Raw genomic sequence first — 20,522 nt, 5'->3', positions numbered from 1 at the left:
CATGGTTTCACAACCCTGTATTTTGGTTGTTGACGATGAAGCTGATAACTTCGACGTAATCGAAATTTTGCTATTTCAAGATGGCTATCAGCTCAACTATGCCCATAGTGGGGCAACAGCCCTCAACCGCCTCGATCGGCTAAAGCCTGATTTGATTTTGCTCGATGTTATGATGCCCGGTTTGAGTGGGATTGAAGTTTGCCACCAAATCAAAACTCATGCCGAATGGCAGCACATTCCAGTCATTATTGTGACGGCGCTCGACTCTAAAGAAGATTTAGTTCGCTGTTTAGAAGCCGGAGCCGATGACTTTATCAGCAAGCCCATCAATGGTTTAGAACTGAGAGCCAGAGTTCGCTCAATGTTGCGGATCAAGCAGCAATACGACGCGCTCAAAGCCACAATGAAGCTGCGTCAGGATATGTCAGATATGGTGGTTCATGATTTACGCAATCCGCTCACAGGCATTTTGCTGGCCGCTGGCATTTTGCAAATGACGCCACTGACCCCCAAACAATTAGAAAAAACTGAGCAGATTATGGCCTCAGCCCAGCAGCTTGAGTCTTTAGTTAATAGTCTGCTGGTGATGGCGAAGCTAGAATCGGGAAAGCTGATGATCACACCCGAACCGATCAATTTTAATCAGCTAGTCAGCAAAGTTTCAGCTCGATTTGAAGCGATCGCTTTGCAGCGAAAAATTCAGATTTTGACCCATTTTCCTGAACCGCAAACATTATATTTAGATGCCAATTTAACTCGTCGCGTTTTAGAAAACCTGATTTCTAACGCCCTGAAGTTTTCCCCTGAACATAGCATTGTTCATATCGTTGTAGACTATCCCGAAAAAAATACGATTCAAATCAAGGTGATTGATCAAGGACTTGGTATTAAAGACGATTTGAAACAATGCATTTTTGAAAAGTATGAAATTGGTACGGTGATTCGAGATGTGCATCAAACTGGTTTAGGACTTGCTTTTTGCAAAATGGCTGTTGAAGCCCAGTCCGGTACAATTGAAGTGGCTGACAATAACCCTAAAGGAGCGATCTTTACTGTAAACTTGAAGTCTCAAGAACTTGCGATTGGGTGTTAGCTAAAAATCTGTCTTGGGCTGACTAAGAGAGTCGTTTTTTCTCTTTTTCATGGTGCATCGCTTCTCTTTTTGTCGCTGGCGATGGGCGCTTCTATTTGGGCTGGGCTTGCTGGTATTTTTGGGTTTGAATACCTGGCGCTCAGGTTCAGCCGTTTCGCCGTTATTGTCGCCCCTGCCTCAAGATCCTTACATTCAGGTTTACTTTAATCATTCTCAAGCTAGTGTCTACAGCGATCCTTATCGCCGGATTAAACGTCATGGCGATGACTTAGAGCAAGAAATTATTAAGACTCTGGCTCAAGCAAACACTTCGATTGATATTGCTGTTCATGAGCTAAATTTGCCGAATGTAGCTAAAATGCTGCGCGATCGCGCTCAGGCGGGTGTACGAGTGCGGGTAATTTTCGACAATAAGTATAGCCGTCCTTTTTATGCTAAAAATCCGGCGGGTTTAGCCGATCGCGATCGCCAAAAAGTGGAAGCCTCGATGGCGCTGATCGATGTTAACGGCAATGGTCGCATTGAGCCAGCAGAAATTGAAGAGCGAGATGCTTATACCATCCTGCAAAAAGCGGCCATTCCGGTTTTAGATGACACCGCAGACGGTTCAAAAGGTAGCGGCTTGATGCATCACAAATTTGCCGTGATTGACCAGCGTATCGTCTTGACAGGGTCAGTGAACTGGACGCTCAGCGGCGTTCACGGCGATATGTTAGCGCCTGAAACGCGAGGCAACGCCAATGCGCTTTTGCGGATTCAAAACCCCGAATTAGCGCAGCGCTTTACCGAAGAATTTGAGTTAATGTGGGGCGACGGCCCTCAAGGACAGCCAGATAGCCTGTTTGGTTTGCAAAAGCCCTATCGACCTGCCAAGCAAAGCCAAGTTCCGGGTTCAACTGTCACCGTACAATTTTCACCCACGTCTCCTAGCCAGGGCTGGCCAGCTAGTGTTAATGGTCTGATTAGCAAAACTATCGGCAACGCGACCCAAAGCGTCGATATGGCTTTATTTGTCTTTTCAGAGCAAGGCATTGTCGATCAGCTAGCGCAAAAATCGGTGTCCGGTTTTCAGATTCGTTCACTTATTGATGACGAATTCTTGTACCGCAGCTACAGTGAAGCTCTCGATATGCTGGGGGTTGCTTTGCCTGACCACCGCTGCCGATATGAGGCTAGGAATCAACCCTGGCGATCGCCCATCTTAACCGTTGGCACGTCAGCGCTGCCTCAGGGCGATAAGCTACACCACAAATTTGCCGTGTTAGACAAACACACTGTAATTGTGGGTTCCCAAAACTGGAGCAAAGCGGCCAATCAGACTAACGATGAAAATCTATTGATTATTCGCAATCCCACTGTGGCTGCCCACTTTCAGCGAGAGTTTGATCGCCTTTATCAATCGGCTAGTCTGGGGATGACGCCCGAACTGCAACAGCGAATCCGGCAGCAAACTCAACAATGCAGGCGCTAGCGCTGAAATGGCTGTGGCTGCGGGCTACTTCACAAAGTTGGTTGGCTGGATGACCAAGAACTATCAAGACACGTAAACTTCAGTAAACAAGGGCTTGAATAGTTGGAGCATTGTGATAGCTTGGTTAGTAAGAAAAGACAACTGAATAAATAAATCAGTCTAACGCAGATTGGTTCTGATTTAAGGCTGATGCTCAATCTCTACAACAAAGTTAACCTGCTTATCTTAGCGAAAATAAGGACTCTTTCTAAATACTTGAAAAGTCACTGCTTACCTGTTTAGGTTGCGCTATGTGGGCAAAAATTGTCGTTTTGGAAGTTATCTGTATTGATTGTTTTCTCTGATTTTTGTAGCAAAGCTATCGAACGAAGGACTGTCTTTAGAGTTTTGTCAACCAATTGTATTTAGGTTCAGTCAGCAATGGCTGAACCTTAGTTTTTTAAAGAGTGCTATTCTGGCATCAATGCCATAATTGGCAGGCTACACGCCGATGAGGGCAAGGCGCGTCGTATGGCTGATTCCAGTGCCTGGTTAGCGCTAATAATTGGCAATACGCGTTTGCACTGGGGCGTATTTGCCCAAGAAAGTTTGCAAGCTACCTGGCATACGAGATATCTCAATGCCCATGACGTGGCGACCTTAATTCATCACCGTTTTGACTCTGCCGCTTGGCGTCAGATTACGTTTGCTCCAGTTCCGGATTTAGAGCGCTCAGCTTCTCAGCCTATCAAGCTTTGGCTGGCTTCCGTTGTTCCGGCTCAGCTACAGCTCTGGCAAGCCTATAGGGGGTTGCAACTGGTAGAACGCGATCGCCTCTGGATCAAAAATTTATATGCCACGCTTGGGATCGACCGCATCTTGGCCTTAGTGGGTGCTGGAGAACAGTATGGTTGGCCCGCTTTGGTCATTGACGCTGGTACTGCCCTCACTTTTACGGCAGGTAACCAGCATCAGTTTTTAGGGGGGGCGATCTTGCCCGGATTAAAGCTACAAATGCAGGCGTTGGCCACTGGCACTGCTGCCTTGCCTAACATCGATCGCTGGGAAGTGATTCCGCCCCAGCGATGGGCCTTTGACACTGCGGAAGCGATGCGCAGCGGCGTTTTTTATACTCAAATGGCAGGGGTGCAAGATTATCTAACTGACTGGTGGCGACGATATCCTCAGGGGCAAGCGTTGCTTACAGGTGGAGATAGCCCCATCCTTTCGCTGTATCTCAAGAAAATCAGACCCGATTTATCGGAGCGACTCAGCGTGAACGAAGACTTGGCTTTCTGGGGAATTCAAGCTTATCGCCGCCATATTCTTGGTTGAGCTGAGGCAGCATTGCTCACGCCCCCAAACAGAAAACGACAGCGATCGCTTGCCTCGGTTTTACAGCAGTTGGCGTACTTGCGCTTGGTAAGCCGAACTGTCCATCCCGGCGGTAGCCGTTGGTGTGGCTTCTTCATTAAGCCACTCACTTAGATACTGCACGCGATTGGACGGGTTGGGGTGAGTACTGAGAAATTCTGGTGGTGAACCACTAGCGGCTAGCTTTTGCATAAAATCTCGTAGACCGCGTTGGTCGTAGCCTGCCTGTCCCATCGTGTCAAAACCACGGCGATCGGCATCGCGTTCATCCGCGCGGCTATTGGGTAAGTTAAGCGCTAGTTCAACGCCAATATTAACCAGTAACTGCTGGTCGGCTCCAATGGCTCCTAAAATGCCTCGCTGAATCGCTACCTGCTTCATCTGCTCAATAGCGTGACGCCCTGTAATGTGGCCAATTTCGTGAGCAATGACCCCTGCTAGCTCGGCTTCATTGTCAGCTTCTCGAATTAGCCCCTCGTGGATATAAACCTGCCCGCCTACGGTCGCAAAAGCGTTAACGCTGTTGTCTCGCACGACTTGAAAGTTGAAGGGAATATTGGGGCGATCGCTATGCGGTACCAGTCGGGCACCAATTGCATCCACATAGTTATCGACAGCAGAATTATCGGAGTAAACCCGCAACCCTTGCCGTCTGAGTTGGGCGTCAATTTGCTGACCGAGATTGACCTCTTGACGGTCAGACATATTAGAAAGCTGAATATACTGAATGCCGTTGAAGAGAATGTCAAATAAGCCCGCCTGACTTGCTTGGGGCGTTGCGATCGTAATGCCAAAAGCCGTGACTGTAGCCATTAAGCCGTATAGCCAGCGGTGCCCCACATACTTTTTGATTTTGGCTATAACAGTCAATTGCATGATGATTAGGTACCAATGACAGCGTTTGTAGCAGCGAGCGTTTAAACGGCGAATGTCTAAAACGATACCCGCTAAGTAGAGTGACGAGAAGTTGGCGGGTTAAGTTGCTAACCCCTATGCTTAAATACTAACTGCTGCATATTTTCTTCGACAGTGATCTTATCTTTCCCGGACAAACCGGGTGGAGCGCTTTCACCATGACTTTCTTAGACTCAAAAGGCCGCTTGTTTGGCAAGGTTAGCTTGTTAGATATAGGTGCTGCCTTAATTATTTTGATGGTGGTTGTGGGTATTTTCTTTTTCCCCGGCACATCGGGTTCGGTCGCCCAAGTGGGCGTTGAAACTAAGCCTGTAGAGGTTGATGTCATGGTGCGAGGGCTAACGGTTTCTAACCCAGACGAGCTATTTGAAACTCTAGAAACGGCTGAAACGACCAACATCATCATCCGTAATCAACCCTATGGTGAAGTCGGCATTACTAGGGTTGAACGATTACCTCGCAGTACAGCAGTCCCGCAACCAGATGGTTCAGTGGCCGCTTTTCCCGACCCGCGACCTGAGCTAAATTACACCATTGATATGCTGATTACCCTGGTTGGGGATGCTCAGATCACCAATAATGGCCCTGTGTTGGGCAACAACAAAGTTAAGATTGGTACTCAAATCGAGCTAGAAGGCGAACTCTATGATTTTTATACCAGCGTGGTTGGCGTCCGTATTTTAGAGGAAGCGACCAGCGAATCGTAGTGCCAGATTACTTGAGTTTGCTTAAGTATAGGTTTCTGCTCGGTTCAGGGCTGTAACCACAACCACGAGCCAAAGCAGACCCAGGATGCAGCCAGCAATGATGTCACTCGGCCAGTGCGCTCCAATTTCTAAGCGAGCGCTGCTAACCAGTCCGGCAAATACGAGAAAAAACAGAAACCCAAATAGACGCTCTAGCCAGTTGCGAGTTGCCCTCAAAAAGAAGTAAGCCATCAAGCCATAGACGGCAAAAACTAGGGTGGTATGGCCTGAAGGGAAAGAATGAAGACTAGGGGAGGCAATGCCTCCCGCAATCAATGTAGGGCGATCGCGGTTCCAAAGTCCCCAGCCAATCCACACCAAAGCAAACTGCAGCCCGTAAGCGGCAACGACTGTTGCTGCAATCAGCGGACGCGATCGCCAAACGGCAACCGCAACGAAGGTAATGACGAGCGGCAACATCACCAGCAAGTTACCCGGCGATTCCCAGGTAATACTCCGGGCAAATGTTAGCGGTAAATGTTGCACCAAAATCGGTAGCATTTGCTCATCCCAGGCTTGTAACCAGGGTTCACGCGCTGCCTGAGCAAAGCGGGTAATGCCATAGCTAACAATTGCGGTAATCCCCAAACCGATTAACAACGTTTGCCACCAAACCGTCCAGGCTTTGGCTGGAATAGCGCGGCAGTCATAGCGAAATCGTCGCCAGGTTAGCCAAATCACGTCTAAAATAAACCAGCCCGTGGCACTTTTTTTTCTCATAGACAGCACTTTAGATAAAAGGCGGGCGATCGCCTTATAATAACGGTTTGTGGCTCTTTAAGGTAGAGGTGCCTTCGGGAGTGACAGCTCAGAAAGCTGGCTGGCTTTTTGGCACTGCAAGTTCACCTGAAACAACTCTGCAAAAACTTTAATCAGATCTTGCTGAACCTGGCTAAGCTGGATGCTGGGTAAAAATTCCGCTAGGCTGCCTACCAAGCGATCGCTGATACCACACGGCACAATCTGCTCAAAACCGCTGAGATCAGGGCTGACGTTCAAAGCAAAACCGTGCATCGTAATCCAGCGGCTCACCTTAATGCCCATAGCGGCAACCTTACGCCCCTCTATCCATACCCCCGTCAGCCCTTGAATGCGTTCAGCCGCCAATCCATAGCCCCCCAGAACGCGAATAAGTAGTTCTTCCAACTGGCGCAAATACCAGTGCAAGTCCATTTTGTAATAGCGCAGGTTGAGAATCGGATAGCCAACCAATTGCCCCGGACAGTGATAAGTGACTTCTCCACCCCGTTCAGTCCGATAGACTTCAGATGCCGACTCAGCAGCATTAAACTTAAGAAATCCTGAGTCTGCACCCCGACCCAGCGTGTAAACGGGAGGGTGCTCAAGCAAGAGAAAAACATCCGGTAGCGTGCGATCGCAACAGCGTTGGGCAACTAATTCTTGCTGCCATTGCCAAGCTGTTGGGTAAGGAACCAGCCCTGGCTGATATAGCTTACAGTCTCTCCAATCAGGATGATAAGGCAACTTCATGTTGGTTCTTTGCCAATGAATGCATAGCTGAAAGCAAGCGAAAAATCGCTTAAATTTTGATTGATATCAACCGCTTTTAAATCAAGAATCGTCACGTCATGCAAAGGATCTTAAAGGAGACTGTCGTGCAAAATACAAGATGCTAGGGTGAAAACATGAGCCGAATGAATAGGGAGGCTTGTTTATGAAACTTGTTATCCAGGGCAAGAACATTGAGGTCACCGATGCTATCCGCGAGTACGTACAGCAAAAGATTGAAAAAGCGGTTAACCATTTTCAATCCTTGACCAACGAAGTTGACGTACATCTATCAGTGGCCCGCAACCCTCGGATAAATCCTCGCCAGTCTGCTGAGGTCACTATTTACGTTAATGGAGCCGTGGTTCGCGCTGAAGAGAGTAGCGAAAATCTCTATGCCAGCATTGACCTAGTCGCGAACAAAATCACCCGTCAGCTCCGTAAGTATAAAGAAAAAAGGCAAGGAAAAAGCCACTTGCCCGTCAAGCCCAACGATGCCCTCGTTGCTAGAACCGATGAAGTCGGTACAGACGTTTCAGAATTACTCCACAGCCGTAGCCCCCAATTACCTGACGAAGTGGTGCGGGCTAAATATTTTGCAATGCCACCCATGACAGTTGAAGCGGCGTTGGAACAGCTGGAACTAGTCGATCACGATTTCTATATGTTTCATAACATTGAAACGAATGAAATCAACGTGATTTACGAACGTAATCACGGTGGCTACGGACTGTTGCAGCCTCGTCGTGAAAACGGTCACTCAGATAATCATCACAACGGCCACTACCCAGCCTCAGCAAGTAAAGCAGCGCGGGTAGGCGCTCACTAAGGGGAGCTAGCGCTTAAGCGAGACATCGGCTGATCCCCCCCAATTAATTCTATCGGCCCCTGTCTCGCTATTCACCATAAAGCGTCACCTGAAGGGTGCGCTGGCGCGGTTTGACATCACATTCTAAATGAAAAATTTGCTGCCAAGTACCCAAGATCAAGCGGTGCCCTCGAATGGGAACCGTAAGTGAAGGCCCCATCCAGGACGCTTGCAGATGAGAATGGCCGTTACCATCGTGCCAAGTTTGCTCGTGGCCATAGTCTCGACTGGGGGGAATCAGCCGATCGAGAATGGTTGGCAAGTCTTTTTGCAGACCTGGTTCAAACTCGATTGTGCCAATAGTGGCGGTGCTACCAACGTTGAACACATTGGCCAGCCCCCGCTCAAATCCTGATTGAGTCACAATTTGGCTAACCAAAGGGGTGATGTCTTGCATGTCCCCATGCCCACGGGTGGAGAGCTGAATCTGCTGTTGAAAGACGCTCATGCCTAAAAGAGACGGGGTAACGGTGCTCAAGAAGAAACCCATTCAGAGGCGCTAAACTGCCGCTGGTTGAGGGTTATGTTGATAGTTACACAGAGGCTTTGAGTAAGGGGTCTAGGTTGCCCTGGCGATCGAGGGCGTAAATGTCATCACAGCCGCCAATGTGCTGGTCATTGATAAAAATTTGGGGCACTGAGCGGCGTCCGCTGGCCCGTTTGGCCATTTCGCTGCGGGCAGCTTCGTCGCCGTCAATGCTGTATTCGGTATAGTTAACTCCTTTGCGATCGAGCAGCGCTTTAGCTCGAATACAAAAAGGGCAGCTACTCCAGGTATAAATTTCGACGTTACTTCCCATGAATATCCCCAAGTTGCAATGATTCTTAATTTTAAAGACCTATTTCCATTTTTGCGTCTTTCTATTGAATCATTTGTAGAATTTATGTCTGCAAAAGAGAACATGACTGCTACAAGTCGGGTTCGGTGACTACAAAGGTCTGGTTATCTAGCGTCACGCGATCGCCCGGATAAAGTTTACGGCCTCGACGGACTTCGGGTTCGCCATTGACGCTGATCTCCCCGTTGCGAATCAAGAGTTTTGCTTCGCCTCCAGATTGCACAATTTGCTGCAGTTTCAAGAATTGGTCGAGTTTAATATACTCCTTGGGAATATTCACAGAAAGATTTCACCTCTCAGTCGAAGTATCAAAGCTAAACTCTAGTAAACAACGGCATTGTGGGAAGGGTTTACGCTCTTAAGAAAAATCCTTATGCAACCATCCGATTCCGCCTTAGTTCGCGAGCTTTATCGTAAGTCTGCTCGCCTGAGACAGTTTAAAGCCTCGCTGGATAGCTCTGTGCAGTCCATGCTAGACCGTTGCGAGTGGAGCATTATTCCTGCTGAAGGGCAGGGAGGACTGCCTCTACTGGCGATTCGCCTGCAGGAGCGCATCAATCTGCGCGATCCGTTTTTAGTCACTTTGGCAGAGCAGGCTGAGCGTTATTATGGCCCAATTGATTTTGCGCTTTTTACCTGGGAAACTTCTGAACCGCTACGGGTGCTAAGCCAGACTCTACTGGATACGAAATGGAAACGCCGCAACTTCTGAACAGCTTGATTTACAAGATATAGCCGCGATCGCGCAGTGTTTTTTTGCCCTATTACTGCTCACGCGCTCACTACCAGCTTAGAAGGTTGCAGCCGAATGTGATGGGTTCTTGCCCAGGTGGCTAAATCGCTGAGGGCGCGATCGCGGTAGCGACCGTATCTTTCTTGCTTATTTTTAATGCGCTGGGGCAGTGCAGGCAAAATGCCAAAGTTGGGGGGCATGGGCTGAAAGTGCTTGGGCGAAGCACTGCTAATAAAGTCAAACAAAGCTCCCATCATGGTCGTTACTGGTAAGGCTAGCAGCGGCTGACCTTGGGCTAAGCGGGCTGCATTGGTTCCGGCTAGCCAACCCCCTGAGGCAGCAGCAGTATACCCTTCAGTCCCTACCAATTGTCCTGCCGCCAATAGGGTCGATCGCGGCTTAAACTGCAACGCTGCATTCAGTAATTCTGGGGCATTGATAAATGTATTACGGTGCATCACCCCCATGCGGACAAACTCGGCGGTTGCCAAACCAGGAATCAGCCGGAACACTCGCTTTTGTTCGCCCCAGCGCAGGTTGGTTTGAAAGCCTACCATATTCCAAAGCTGTCCGGCTTTGTCTTCTTGCCGAAGCTGCACCACGGCATAAGGCTTTTTGACCTTATTGGCCGGATCGCGAAAGTCACCGAGGCGGGCATCAAATAACCCGACTGGTTTGAGCGGCCCGTAGCGCATTGTCTCTTCGCCCCGACGCGCCATTTCTTCAATGGGTAAACATCCCTCAAAAAACTTGGCCGTTTCTTGTTCAAAATCTTTTAGGGGTGCTTGTTCTGCCTCACAAAGCGATCGCCAAAATTGTAAATACTGTTCTCGATTCATCGGGCAGTTTAGATAAGCGGCTTCGCCTTTGTCGTAGCGAGAGGCTTTAAAGGCAGTGTCTAAATCGATGCTTTCGCCCACGACAATGGGGCTAGCAGCGTCGAAAAAACTCATATATTCCAGCCCTGTCAGACGCTGCAAGTCTTCTGAGAGGGCTGGACTGGTTAACGGCCCGGTGGTGAGAACGACAATTCCTTGGGGGGGAATATGCGTAACTTCTCCCCGGCTAAGTTCGATAAGCGGATGCTGCGCTAGCGTTGCCGTTAGATCTTGACTAAACACCGCGCGATCGACTGCCAAAGCTCCGCCTGCAGGTACCGCGTGCTGATCGGCTTTGGCGATTACAATTGAACCCAGTTGACGCAATTCTTCATGCAATAGACCCGACGCGCGATCGCTAGATTGAGCGCCAAAAGAGTTGCTACATACTAATTCTGCTAACTGTTCGCTGTGATGAGCTGGGCTTTGGCGCAGAGGTCGCATTTCATGCAAAATGACCGGACAGCCCGCTTGGGCGATTTGCCACGCGGCTTCGGTGCCTGCTAGCCCGCCACCAATGACATGAATGGGATGTTGTTCGCCTGTCATTTTGTAAATTTCTAAGTTTCTTACCCAGCTCATCTAGGATAACGATTTATTAGACTTGGCAGATCCCTAAAACCATTCGTCGTCGCCCTCGTCGTCCTCGTAGCCATAGCCAGAATAAGGATACTCACCGCCTACTCTGTAGCCTTCGTCGTCGTAGCCATACTGTTCAGCGGTGGGTGCCTGCCAGCGGTTGGGACGTAAGCTGGGATCCCAAGTCATGCGAACCGTGAGCATCGCAGAATCGGCTGAACGAGCGATCGCGGCTTGTCCCTCTGCATCTAACTTTAAGCCAAACTCTACTTCGACTTGAGACGGCTGATCGTCTAACGTGTCTAGGGTTTCAACGACGAGCTGAGCCATATTGCGTAGGGTGTTCATCGCGCTATTGATGGCTTCGGCGGAGCGTTCAACCTGATCGGTTCTCACTAAAGCCGCCGGATTGTCTATCGGCGCGGTGGGCAAAAACTCTACCAAAATAGGAGCGTCTTCATCGAGTTGGAAACGGGGCATAGATTCAGACCGAATGAGAACAATCAGCGGTATACCGCTCTCTCAAAATATCCTATCTTGGTGGCTACGCAGGTAAGCGGCGATCGCCCACCCATACCTGTAAACTTAACTGCCTAAAATAGGAACATTAATCAGGCGAAGGGTCGAAGAGGCAGTAAGGCATGTTAGAAGTGGTGACGGCTGCGATTGAAAGTGAAGATTACCGCAGAGCTGCTCAACTCATTCAGCAATGGCAGCAGCAATCCCCCCACGATCCCTGGCTCAAACTTTGCATCGGCCAGTATCAGGAAGGTCGGGGGCAAATAGAAGCTGCTACCAAAACTTATCGCCAAATTTTGCAAAAACTGTCACACCCCAAAGTGCTGGCTCAAGCCCGACAAGCGATTGAGCGACTAAACCTTCGTCAGGCCGCTCAACAAGAAGCGGCACGGGCAACGGCTAAAGCAGCCCCCGATAGCCAGGAACTGGGGCTACTGTTGTTAAACCCTGTTCGAGGGGAGGCGCGACTAACAGCAGCCCAAGGCTTGGCTCAGGTCATGCAAATAGATGCTTACACAGCCCGGATGCAGCTACCCAGCAAAAGCTGGCGAGTCTACCGGGTGAGCAATATGGGAGAGTTACGCTATTGGACGCAGGCTTTGCAAACCGCCAATACTTCTGCCTTTTGCGCTAAATTGGCCGACATCAACCGTAGTCAGGTTTTTCGGGTTGATTTCTTTCGGGCAACTGAGCCGGAAGTTAAGGTTGTTTGCCAAAATCCAAATGACCAGACGGGCACCATTGCTTTTAACTGGTCAGAAGTGAGCCAGTGTATTGTTGGATTGCTGCCTATCTTTGAGCAAGTGGTCGATTTAGGCCCTTGGGGTAAGCTGCAACGTAAAGAAAAAACTCAGGACTACACCCACGTCTTAGATCTGCACTTGCACCAGCGACAGTCAATTTTGCGGCTTTGCGATCGCACCTACCAGTTTCAGCCTGGTGATCCGCTCAGTCCGCTGGATCAAGCCAGCGATCGCGTCCAAGCACAAACCACAACTCGACTCCGGTGGAATACATTAAGCCAGTTTATTCAAAATCAGATTGCCTGCCCTATTCACTCAGATTTTTTACCGTTTGCAGAAGGAGCGCTTGAGTATATTGACTTACTGCCTGATTTTCCCACCCATCTTGATTTGTTGCGAACCCAACCTAGCAACTGGGATGCCGCTTTTCAGTTATACAGCGGCCTGCATTTTCTGCGGGGGCAAAACTGTGACTCCTAGCTGTGGTATGAGCTAAAGGTAGAAGGCTGAAGGCGGAGGGCAGAATAAAAATTTTTTGATCAGCGACTTTTAGCAATTGAGTTGCCTTAACGCTGGTGACTACCGCTATATGTGCTGCTTTCAAATTTTTCCAGCAAAAAGCAGCCAGACGGCTGCTTTTGTAGCTCAAAGAGAAGTTTAAAGCTTATGCCGCAGGGGTCTTAACCGTCTTTGCCATGTTTCTAAAAGTTGTCAGGCTGGGGCCTGGGCGACGACGGCTGCTGGAAACTTCTGGTTTAACCAGGTAATCGGTTGCAAAAGTCATTTCAGATCCGACCGATTTTCCTTTGGCTTCTGCTGCCGCTAGGGGTAAAGCGCCAGCATTAGCTAAGTCTTGAGAGGTTGAGGCCGACTGTTTCGCGGCTTTTTCCAACTTTTCAGGAGAAGCGGCGGCTTGATTAGATTCAAGCGCTGCTTTAGTGGCTACTTCAGCCTCAGCCGGAAAAACCTCAACGCCCTGAGCCTGTAAAGCAGTAGGTTCTACTTTCGGCTGAGACTGAGCAGACTTCTGCGGCCGCTGAGCCGCAGGCTGGGAGTTAGACCCACTATCTTCGTCATCTAGCTCTAAGAAATAACCCGATTTGTTAATACCAAAAACTTTGCCCACTACACCCAGTAAGCTGCTAAAAAATGCAGCAATACTACCAAAAATTTTCTGTATCAAACCCATTACCGTAATGCTCCAAAGCTGCCTTTAGACGGTTTTTCGTTTACTTATAAGTTTTTGAGACCGTTCACACTCAAAAACTGCTCTAAACCATTGCTTTACTAATTATCAAGTTGCAGCGTCAAGCAAAGCAAGAATCCGTGATATCTGTTTACTAAACTTAACGTCATGGCTCATAAAAAAGGTCGGTGAACCACCGACCTTTCAATAACCTGCTTAAATCAGAAGCGACTTATTCGGCTCCTTGCGGTAGCAGTTCTCGCTTTTCACCTAAGCGAACCTGAACTTTGCCGTCTTCGTCAACATCGACAATGGCGGTATCGCCTTCTTGAATGCGGCCTGAGAGAATTTCTTCAGCCAAGCTGTCTTCTAGGAGACGCATAATCGCCCGCCGTAAAGGTCTAGCTCCGTAGCTGGGGTTGTAGCCTTCATCGACTAGTCGATCTTTGAACTTCTCAGTCACCTCAAGCGTGATTCCTTGCTCAGTCAGACGACCAAAGACTTCTTTCAATAGGATGGTAGAAATCTCTTTGACTTCGTCTTTGGTTAACTGGCGGAAGACGATAATCTCGTCAAGGCGGTTGAGAAACTCAGGCCGGAAGTATTGCTTGAGTTCTTCGTTGACCAAGGAGCGAATACGGTTGTACTGCGACTCAGCATGATCTTCTTCGAATTCAAAGCCTAAACCGCCGCCGCCTTTCTCAATCACCTTAGAACCGATGTTGGAGGTCATGATTAGCAGCGTGTTTTTGAAGTCTACGGTGCGACCTTTTGCATCAGTCAGACGACCGTCTTCTAAGATCTGCAACAGCATATTGAAGACGTCGGGGTGAGCCTTTTCAATTTCGTCAAATAGAACGACTGTATAAGGCCGACGACGAACCGCTTCAGTAAGCTGGCCTCCTTCGTTGTAGCCGACATAGCCGGGTGGGGAACCAATTAGCTTAGAAACTGTATGGCGCTCCATAAACTCAGACATGTCGAGGCGAATCATCGCATCTTCTGAGCCAAAGAAGTAAGCGGCTAGAGATTTGGCCAATTCTGTTTTACCCACCCCGGTTGGGCCAGAAAAAACAAAGCTAGCGATTGGACGGTTGGGATTTTTGAGGCCGACACGCGCGCGCCGAATGGCTCGCGAAATAGCCTTGACAGCTTCGTCTTGGCCGACTAAACGCTGGTGTAGCGTGTCTTCCATATGAAGCAGCTTTTCAGACTCAGATTCGGTCAGTTTGTTGACCGGAACACCCGTCCAAGAAGCGACGATATGGGCAATGTCTTCTTCGCCTACGACGGGTGAATCGTCGTTACCGTCGGTTTCTTCGCTCTTTTTGGACTGAGCGATCGCCCGAATTTCGGCCTTGATTTCCATCTCCCGATCGCGCAGTTCGCCAGCTCGATCAAAATCTTGAGAGCGAACTGAGTTGTCTTTGTCTTTGAGAACCTGACGCAGTTCTCGATCTAGCTCTTTAGCAGCAGGCGGCAATTGAGAGTTAATCAAGCGAACTCGAGAACCCGCTTCATCAATTAAGTCAATGGCTTTGTCTGGTAAATAGCGATCAGAGATATAGCGATCGGACAGCTTGGCGGCTGCATCTAGCGCTTCGTCTAGAATCTTGAGCTTGTGGTGCTGTTCGTAGCGATCGCGCAAACCATGCAGAATTTCGATGGTTTCTTCAACCGTCGGCTCACCCACCATTACAGGCTGGAAGCGACGCTCTAAGGCCGCATCTCGTTCAATGTGCTTGCGATACTCATCAAGCGTGGTTGCACCAATACACTGAAGTTCACCCCGAGCCAGAGCGGGCTTCAAAATATTGGCTGCATCAATTGCACCTTCTGCTGCGCCAGCGCCGATGAGTGTGTGGACTTCGTCAATCACCAGAATGACGTTTCCGGCAGAGCGGATTTCGTCCATGATTTTCTTCAAGCGTTCTTCGAACTCACCCCGGTATTTGGTACCTGCTACTAGCAAACCAATGTCTAAGGTGACTACCCGCTTTTCTTCCAAAATGTCGGGGACATCGCCGTTAGAAATACGCTGGGCTAAGCCTTCTGCGATCGCCGTTTTACCGACACCGGGTTCACCAATGAGTACCGGATTGTTTTTGGTTCGTCGGCCTAAGATCTGAATGACCCGCTCAATTTCTTTTTGACGACCGACAACGGGATCTAACTTCCCTTCAGCAGCCATCTGGGTCAGATTGGCACCGAACTCATCTAGAGTTGGCGTTTTGGTGCGTCCCTGGCCAGCGCCAGTGGAAACTTCAGCCGTTTCGCCCAACATGCGAATGACCTGAGTGCGCACTTTAGAAAGATCGACACCAAGATTTTCAAGTACCCTGGCTGCGACCCCTTCACCTTCCCGAATAAGACCCAGCAAAAGATGCTCAGTACCGATATAGTTGTGGCCTAGTTGACGAGCTTCTTCTAAAGACAGCTCTAGAACCCGTTTGGCACGAGGCGTAAACGGAATCTCGACTGCGACAAAGCCAGAACCCCGACCAATAATCTTTTCAACTTCAATCCGAGCGTCTTTAAGATTGACACCCATAGATTTCAGCACTTTGGCGGCGACGCCGGTCCCTTCTCCAATGAGTCCTAAAAGAATCTGCTCTGTGCCCACGAAGTTGTGACCCAGACGACGGGCCTCCTCCTGGGCCAGCATGATGACTTTAATTGCTTTTTCTGTAAAGCGTTCAAACATGGCGGTTATCCATCACCTGCTGCGTGCTGGTTACGCTGATTCTAGCACAGGAAAATCCAGAGACTGTGCTGAAGAAACTGCGATCGAGGGAGGATTTCTCTACTGCAACCGGACAAACTTCTGGCGCTAGGTATAAATTACGGCTTGAGTCAGCAGACTCTAGGCGGGATCAAGCTAATCCCGCAGCCGCAAGCGACTCCGCTGAGCTAGTTGACTTTAGAAACTTTGAGATTTCTTTAATATTTTTCCCCTCTGTATAACCTTGGGGCCAAAGGCTTTGTTAAAAATTGTTTGGCTGACTTTTGTAGACAATGAATCAGGTTGAGATCAGGCTTGAAAACTGTCTAATTTTTGGCAGAAAGTTTAGACAACCTATGCAGAATTTGGTACTTTTTCAAGCGCTGAATAATTCAATTGCCAGCCTTGTTTCAGCAAGCGATCGCCAATAGACTGTTGCTGCTGCTGTAATTCCACGGCAAATTCCGGCTGATGTAAGCCGTTGCGCCACAAAATTAGGCCATCCTCGCCATCGGGGTAGTAGTGTCGTCGTCGGCCAACGGCTTGAAAGCCAAACCTCCAGTAAAGGTGTTGAGCCGCCTGATTGCTAGCCCGCACTTCTAAGGTTGCCCGCTCCATCTCTTGTTGGCGGGCTTGCTGTAGTAAGGTGCTTAGCAGCAGGGTTCCTAAGCCTTGCTTTTGATAAGCCGGATCAATGCCCAAAAGGGTGATGTGAGCTTCTTCTAAAATGCGCCAAAAGCAACCAATGCCGATTAGAGACGGGGATTTGAGTTCACTGGGTGAACAGGCGTCCGCTGGGGCAATTGGCAAGCGCAAAATGACAAAATTACTATTACTGCTGGCTAGCTCACGCTGATAGCCCGCCAAAGACCAAAGCCCACCGAAACATCGTTGATCTAGCTCAAGTGCTTGAGGTAAGTCAGTCTCACTGAGGGAGTCGAGCTGGATCGCTGGCACTGGAGTGTGAAATTTCTGCGGAGGGATACAAGCCAAAATTGTACACTAGACTTTTGGAAGAGTGAGTGCCTGCTACAGGCGATACAATCCAGCCAAACTAAGCTTCTAGCCCAGACAATATTCAGCAAACAAGAGACTGCGCGATGGTATCTATACCCTTGACCGATGTTGACCGCTCCAGCAATCAGTATTTGCCCTCCCTGACGGAGCAGACTGCCTCACCCAACCAGTATCTTTTACCCCTCACGGCTCAGGCAAACGACCAAGACCATTTGGCGGTTGGTGGCTGTGATGTGGTGGAGTTAGTTCAGCAATTTGGTTCGCCACTTTATATTTTAGATGAGCAAACCTTGAGAACGGCCTGCCGCCAGTATCGACAGGCTTTTGCCCAATACTATCCCGGCGAGGCGCTGGTACTTTATGCTTCTAAAGCCTGGAGTTGCTTGGCAATTTGCGCCATTGTTGCCAGCGAAGAATTGGGCCTTGATGTGGTATCGGGGGGGGAACTGTATACGGCCTTGCAGGCAGGCGTAGCAGCAGAACAGATTTATTTCCACGGCAACAACAAGTCAATAACCGAACTGAAGTTTGCGATTGAGGCAGGTTGTCGTCTTGTGGTAGACAACTGGCTGGAACTGGAAAGCTTGGCTCGTTTGCTAGCGGCAGGCGATCGCCGTGTACCAATTCTTTTGAGATTGACGCCGGGTATTGAGTGCCACACCCACGAATATATTCGCACAGGCCACCTAGATAGTAAGTTTGGTTTTGATCCCGACCAGGTAGAACGTGTTTTTGCCTTTATTAGCGAGCATCCTGCTTTAGACTGTTTGGGCATTCACGCCCATATTGGTTCTCAAATATTTGAACTACAGCCTCATACTGATCTAACGAGTGTGATGGTGCAGTGGTTTTCTAAAGCGGCTGAATACGGTCTGTCGTTACGCGAACTTGATCTAGGCGGTGGTTTGGGCATTTGTTACACCGAAGCTGATGATCCCCCAAGCATTGAAGCTTGGGTGAAAACCCTTTGCCAGGGGGTTGTTCAAGCCTGTGAAACCCAGCAAATACCGCTTCCCCGCTTGTTGTGCGAACCGGGGCGATCGCTGGTGGGTACTGCTTGTGTGACTGCCTATACCGTCGGTAGCCAAAAACAGGTACCAGAAATTCGCCATTATGTAGCAGTAGACGGCGGCATGTCTGATAACCCTCGTCCAATCACCTATCAGTCGGTTTATCGGGCGATCGCTGCGAGTCGCATGTCTGCACCTTTGAGCGAAACCGTCGCGATCGCAGGCAAACACTGCGAGTCTGGCGATATTGTGATTTATCAAGCTCAACTTCCATCTTTAGAGGCCGGAGATGTTATCGTCATTCCGGGCACAGGTGCCTACAATTACAGCATGGCCTCCAACTACAACCGAGTTCCTCGTCCGGCAGCCGTACTGGTCAGCGAAGGCGAGGCGCAACTGATTCTTCGGCGTGAAACCTATCAAGATCTGATTCGGCAAGATTGTTTGCCTGAGGCCCTTAAGCTGGTCTAGCGGGTTTAGTTTTGAAGCGTCACTTGCTTAGGGGCGAACCGATCTCCCGGTTCTGAGCAGAGACTTGTTGTTTTCTGGAAGTTTTATCACCACCCAAGCCCTTATGGCTACCCACAACCATAGCGTGTTTAGCGAGAGAAAATCGGCTTCCGGATGTCTAAAACCAGCTCCTTGGCAAGATCAACTGAGCTGATTTGTGATTTAGGGGAGCAATAGCTGGTACACCTCAGTAGGGTTCAATCTTGCTGCCTTCGATTCTTTCGATTTTAGATATTGGCCTCGTACTGGTTTTAACCTACATGGTGCTCGTCGTGATCGGAGAGCGACGGACGCTTTGGATGGTGCGAGGGCTGATTATTCTAATGTTGGCAGCCGCTTTGAGTAAGTATTTGCAGCTTACATTGCTGGGTTTTGTTTTAGACAAGCTCGTGATTGGCTCAGCCGTAGCGATGGCGTTCATTTTGCAAGCAGAGTTTCGGCGACTGCTAGAGCAAATCGGGCGAGGGGAGATTTTGCAGCTCTTTAGACCCTCTACAGATGCATTGCCGAAACCTGATAGCGTTATTGATGAGATTGTGGATGCGGTGAAGGAGCTTTCCCAGAATCGTACAGGAGCCATTATGATTTTGGAAACGAATCGCCCAATTGACGAAAGTGATTTTTCGGTTCCGGGCGTCAAGCTCAATGCTGAGGTTTCGAAAGAGCTTTTGCAGACAATTTTTCAAACTACGACCCCTTTGCACGATGGGGCGGTCTTGATTCGTGCTTCTCGCGTAGTGGCTGCGGGGGTGATCTTGCCCATTTCTGAACGGTCGGCTTCTCGCCAGTTGGGAACCCGCCACCGAGCGGCTATGGGAATTACTGAGCGCGTCGAAAACTGCATTTGTGTTGTGGTTTCTGAAGAAACCGGATCGATCTCGCTAGCAGAAGGCGGTCTTCTCAACCGCCCACTCACTAGCAGTAAACTCAGAGAAATGCTGCGGAAGCGTTTTTCCCAATCTGTGGATCACGAGCCAGTTGCTCCTCAGCTTCGTAGCTTAGGCCGTCGTCTGAGCAGCCAGGGACACTCTTTTTTGAAACGAATTTTCCGCCTTCCACGTCGGCTTCTTGGGGGAAAAAATGACCGCTGAGCAAACCGTCCAGTATCCTCTACCACAAGAGCTGCACCGCGATCGCCTGCCTCGTCACGTAGCAGTCATTATGGATGGCAATGGCCGTTGGGCTAAAAGGCGCGGTTTGCCTCGCATTATGGGGCATCGGCGTGGGGTGGACACGCTAAAAAAGCTGTTGCGCTGCAGTCGGGATTGGGGGATCGGGGCGCTAACGGCCTATGCCTTTTCAACTGAGAACTGGGGGCGTCCGCTTGAAGAAGTAGAGTTTTTGATGACCCTGTTTGAACGGGTGTTACGACAAGAACTCAAAGAAATGATGGCAGAAAATGTCTGCATCAATTTTGTCGGCAATCTCAAGGCATTACCGCAATCTCTCCAGGCCGAAATCTACCGCGCCGTACAGTTGACGCGCAGCAACGCAGGCATTCGCTTTACCATTGCCACCAACTATGGCGGGCGGCAGGAAATTGTACAGGCGGCTCAAAACTTGGCCGTACAGGTGCAAAAAGGACTGTTACAGCCAGACGAAATCGACGAAGCCCTCTTTAGCCGCCATCTCTATACGGCGGGTGCGCCCGATCCGGACTTACTGATCCGCACCAGTGGAGAAATGCGGATCAGTAATTTTTTGCTTTGGCAGCTAGCTTATGCCGAGTTCTATGTGACGGATACGCTATGGCCTGATTTTGATGTGACTGAGTTTCATCAGGCGATCGCGGCTTATCAGCAACGCGAAAGGCGCTTTGGCAAAGTTTGAG

Annotated in this window: 21 protein-coding genes; 10 read left to right on the top strand and 11 right to left on the bottom strand. The window is 49.4% G+C overall.

Annotated elements, in window-relative coordinates; all coding sequences use genetic code 11:
- Position 1 precedes the first annotated feature (1 nt).
- From ACTS3T_RS01515 to ACTS3T_RS01505, 3 genes are all read left to right on the top strand, one after another.
- Positions 2 to 1,093: a hybrid sensor histidine kinase/response regulator gene (locus ACTS3T_RS01515; RefSeq protein ID WP_377961252.1), complete on the top strand. Its 1,092-nt coding sequence runs from the start codon at positions 2 to 4 to the stop codon at positions 1,091 to 1,093.
- 49 nt (positions 1,094 to 1,142) lie between these two features.
- Positions 1,143 to 2,564 (top strand): phospholipase D-like domain-containing protein, encoded by a 1,422-nt coding sequence (locus ACTS3T_RS01510; protein ID WP_377961249.1) that lies wholly within the window; start codon positions 1,143 to 1,145, stop codon positions 2,562 to 2,564.
- A gap of 510 nt (positions 2,565 to 3,074) precedes the next feature.
- Positions 3,075 to 3,878 carry a pantothenate kinase gene (locus ACTS3T_RS01505; RefSeq protein ID WP_377961246.1) on the top strand — a complete coding sequence of 268 codons (804 nt, stop codon included), beginning with the start codon at positions 3,075 to 3,077 and terminating at the stop codon, positions 3,876 to 3,878.
- A gap of 60 nt (positions 3,879 to 3,938) precedes the next feature.
- Here the strand turns inward: ACTS3T_RS01505 and ACTS3T_RS01500 are convergent, their stop codons facing one another.
- The gene (locus tag ACTS3T_RS01500; RefSeq protein ID WP_377961243.1) at positions 3,939 to 4,793 is read right to left on the bottom strand and encodes a M48 family metallopeptidase; all 855 of its coding nucleotides are present in this window, start codon (positions 4,791 to 4,793) and stop codon (positions 3,939 to 3,941) included.
- Between the two features lie 197 nt (positions 4,794 to 4,990).
- On the opposite strand from ACTS3T_RS01500, the gene ACTS3T_RS01495 reads away from it, so the two are divergent.
- Positions 4,991 to 5,539 carry a DUF4330 domain-containing protein gene (locus tag ACTS3T_RS01495; protein ID WP_377961240.1) on the top strand — a complete coding sequence of 183 codons (549 nt, stop codon included), beginning with the start codon at positions 4,991 to 4,993 and terminating at the stop codon, positions 5,537 to 5,539.
- 21 nt (positions 5,540 to 5,560) lie between these two features.
- Here the strand turns inward: ACTS3T_RS01495 and ACTS3T_RS01490 are convergent, their stop codons facing one another.
- Together ACTS3T_RS01490 and lipB are read right to left on the bottom strand one after the other, a co-directional pair.
- The gene (locus tag ACTS3T_RS01490; RefSeq protein WP_377961237.1) at positions 5,561 to 6,298 is read right to left on the bottom strand and encodes a phosphatase PAP2 family protein; all 738 of its coding nucleotides are present in this window, start codon (positions 6,296 to 6,298) and stop codon (positions 5,561 to 5,563) included.
- Between the two features lie 57 nt (positions 6,299 to 6,355).
- A complete protein-coding gene (gene lipB, locus ACTS3T_RS01485; protein WP_377961235.1) occupies positions 6,356 to 7,069 on the bottom strand; it encodes a lipoyl(octanoyl) transferase LipB in 714 nt (237 codons plus the stop codon).
- 184 nt (positions 7,070 to 7,253) lie between these two features.
- Here lipB and hpf point away from each other — a divergent pair, with 184 nt between their 5' ends.
- On the top strand, positions 7,254 to 7,916 hold the full coding sequence (gene hpf, locus ACTS3T_RS01480) for a ribosome hibernation-promoting factor, HPF/YfiA family (protein WP_377961232.1): 663 nt from the start codon (positions 7,254 to 7,256) through the stop codon (positions 7,914 to 7,916).
- Positions 7,917 to 7,983: 67 nt separating this feature from the next.
- Here hpf and ACTS3T_RS01475 read toward each other — a convergent pair whose 3' ends face one another.
- The 3 genes from ACTS3T_RS01475 to ACTS3T_RS01465 all read right to left on the bottom strand — a co-directional run bounded on the left by ACTS3T_RS01475 (position 7,984) and on the right by ACTS3T_RS01465 (position 9,074).
- A complete protein-coding gene (locus ACTS3T_RS01475; protein WP_462934638.1) occupies positions 7,984 to 8,403 on the bottom strand; it encodes a secondary thiamine-phosphate synthase enzyme YjbQ in 420 nt (139 codons plus the stop codon).
- Positions 8,404 to 8,488: 85 nt separating this feature from the next.
- Positions 8,489 to 8,755 (bottom strand): glutaredoxin 3, encoded by a 267-nt coding sequence (gene grxC / locus ACTS3T_RS01470; protein ID WP_377961227.1) that lies wholly within the window; start codon positions 8,753 to 8,755, stop codon positions 8,489 to 8,491.
- Between the two features lie 109 nt (positions 8,756 to 8,864).
- A complete protein-coding gene (locus tag ACTS3T_RS01465) occupies positions 8,865 to 9,074 on the bottom strand; it encodes an RNA-binding S4 domain-containing protein (protein ID WP_377961224.1) in 210 nt (69 codons plus the stop codon).
- Positions 9,075 to 9,167: 93 nt separating this feature from the next.
- On the opposite strand from ACTS3T_RS01465, the gene ACTS3T_RS01460 reads away from it, so the two are divergent.
- Positions 9,168 to 9,506 (top strand): hypothetical protein, encoded by a 339-nt coding sequence (locus ACTS3T_RS01460; protein ID WP_377961222.1) that lies wholly within the window; start codon positions 9,168 to 9,170, stop codon positions 9,504 to 9,506.
- 59 nt (positions 9,507 to 9,565) lie between these two features.
- Here ACTS3T_RS01460 and trmFO read toward each other — a convergent pair whose 3' ends face one another.
- Positions 9,566 to 10,954: an FADH(2)-oxidizing methylenetetrahydrofolate--tRNA-(uracil(54)-C(5))-methyltransferase TrmFO gene (gene trmFO, locus ACTS3T_RS01455; protein WP_377961219.1), complete on the bottom strand. Its 1,389-nt coding sequence runs from the start codon at positions 10,952 to 10,954 to the stop codon at positions 9,566 to 9,568.
- A gap of 66 nt (positions 10,955 to 11,020) precedes the next feature.
- A complete protein-coding gene (locus ACTS3T_RS01450) occupies positions 11,021 to 11,464 on the bottom strand; it encodes a CU044_2847 family protein (protein ID WP_377961217.1) in 444 nt (147 codons plus the stop codon).
- Between the two features lie 161 nt (positions 11,465 to 11,625).
- Here ACTS3T_RS01450 and ACTS3T_RS01445 point away from each other — a divergent pair, with 161 nt between their 5' ends.
- Positions 11,626 to 12,726 (top strand): tetratricopeptide repeat protein, encoded by a 1,101-nt coding sequence (locus ACTS3T_RS01445; RefSeq protein ID WP_377961214.1) that lies wholly within the window; start codon positions 11,626 to 11,628, stop codon positions 12,724 to 12,726.
- A 184-nt stretch (positions 12,727 to 12,910) separates the two neighbouring features.
- Here ACTS3T_RS01445 and ACTS3T_RS01440 read toward each other — a convergent pair whose 3' ends face one another.
- From ACTS3T_RS01440 to rimI, 3 genes are all read right to left on the bottom strand, one after another.
- The gene (locus tag ACTS3T_RS01440; RefSeq protein WP_377961212.1) at positions 12,911 to 13,435 is read right to left on the bottom strand and encodes a hypothetical protein; all 525 of its coding nucleotides are present in this window, start codon (positions 13,433 to 13,435) and stop codon (positions 12,911 to 12,913) included.
- 229 nt (positions 13,436 to 13,664) lie between these two features.
- Complete coding sequence (locus ACTS3T_RS01435) at positions 13,665 to 16,136, bottom strand: ATP-dependent Clp protease ATP-binding subunit (protein WP_377961209.1); 2,472 nt, start codon at positions 16,134 to 16,136, stop codon at positions 13,665 to 13,667.
- A 372-nt stretch (positions 16,137 to 16,508) separates the two neighbouring features.
- Complete coding sequence (gene rimI, locus ACTS3T_RS01430; protein ID WP_377961206.1) at positions 16,509 to 17,111, bottom strand: ribosomal protein S18-alanine N-acetyltransferase; 603 nt, start codon at positions 17,109 to 17,111, stop codon at positions 16,509 to 16,511.
- 143 nt (positions 17,112 to 17,254) lie between these two features.
- On the opposite strand from rimI, the gene lysA reads away from it, so the two are divergent.
- The 3 genes from lysA to ACTS3T_RS01415 all read left to right on the top strand — a co-directional run bounded on the left by lysA (position 17,255) and on the right by ACTS3T_RS01415 (position 20,521).
- Positions 17,255 to 18,652 (top strand): diaminopimelate decarboxylase, encoded by a 1,398-nt coding sequence (gene lysA / locus ACTS3T_RS01425; RefSeq protein ID WP_377961203.1) that lies wholly within the window; start codon positions 17,255 to 17,257, stop codon positions 18,650 to 18,652.
- Positions 18,653 to 18,894: 242 nt separating this feature from the next.
- A complete protein-coding gene (gene cdaA / locus ACTS3T_RS01420; protein WP_377961200.1) occupies positions 18,895 to 19,782 on the top strand; it encodes a diadenylate cyclase CdaA in 888 nt (295 codons plus the stop codon).
- Positions 19,772 to 20,521: an isoprenyl transferase gene (locus tag ACTS3T_RS01415; RefSeq protein ID WP_377961198.1), complete on the top strand. Its 750-nt coding sequence runs from the start codon at positions 19,772 to 19,774 to the stop codon at positions 20,519 to 20,521. The genes cdaA and ACTS3T_RS01415 overlap by 11 nt, the downstream gene beginning before the upstream one ends.
- Position 20,522 lies beyond the last annotated feature (1 nt).

Origin of the sequence: Almyronema sp. (assembly GCF_052168255.1) — a bacterium.
Taxonomy (GTDB): domain Bacteria; phylum Cyanobacteriota; class Cyanobacteriia; order Phormidesmidales; family Phormidesmidaceae; genus Sphaerothrix; species Sphaerothrix epifaneia.
Note: the sequence above shows the minus strand (reverse complement) of the source record. Positions and strands in the feature narration are given on the sequence as shown.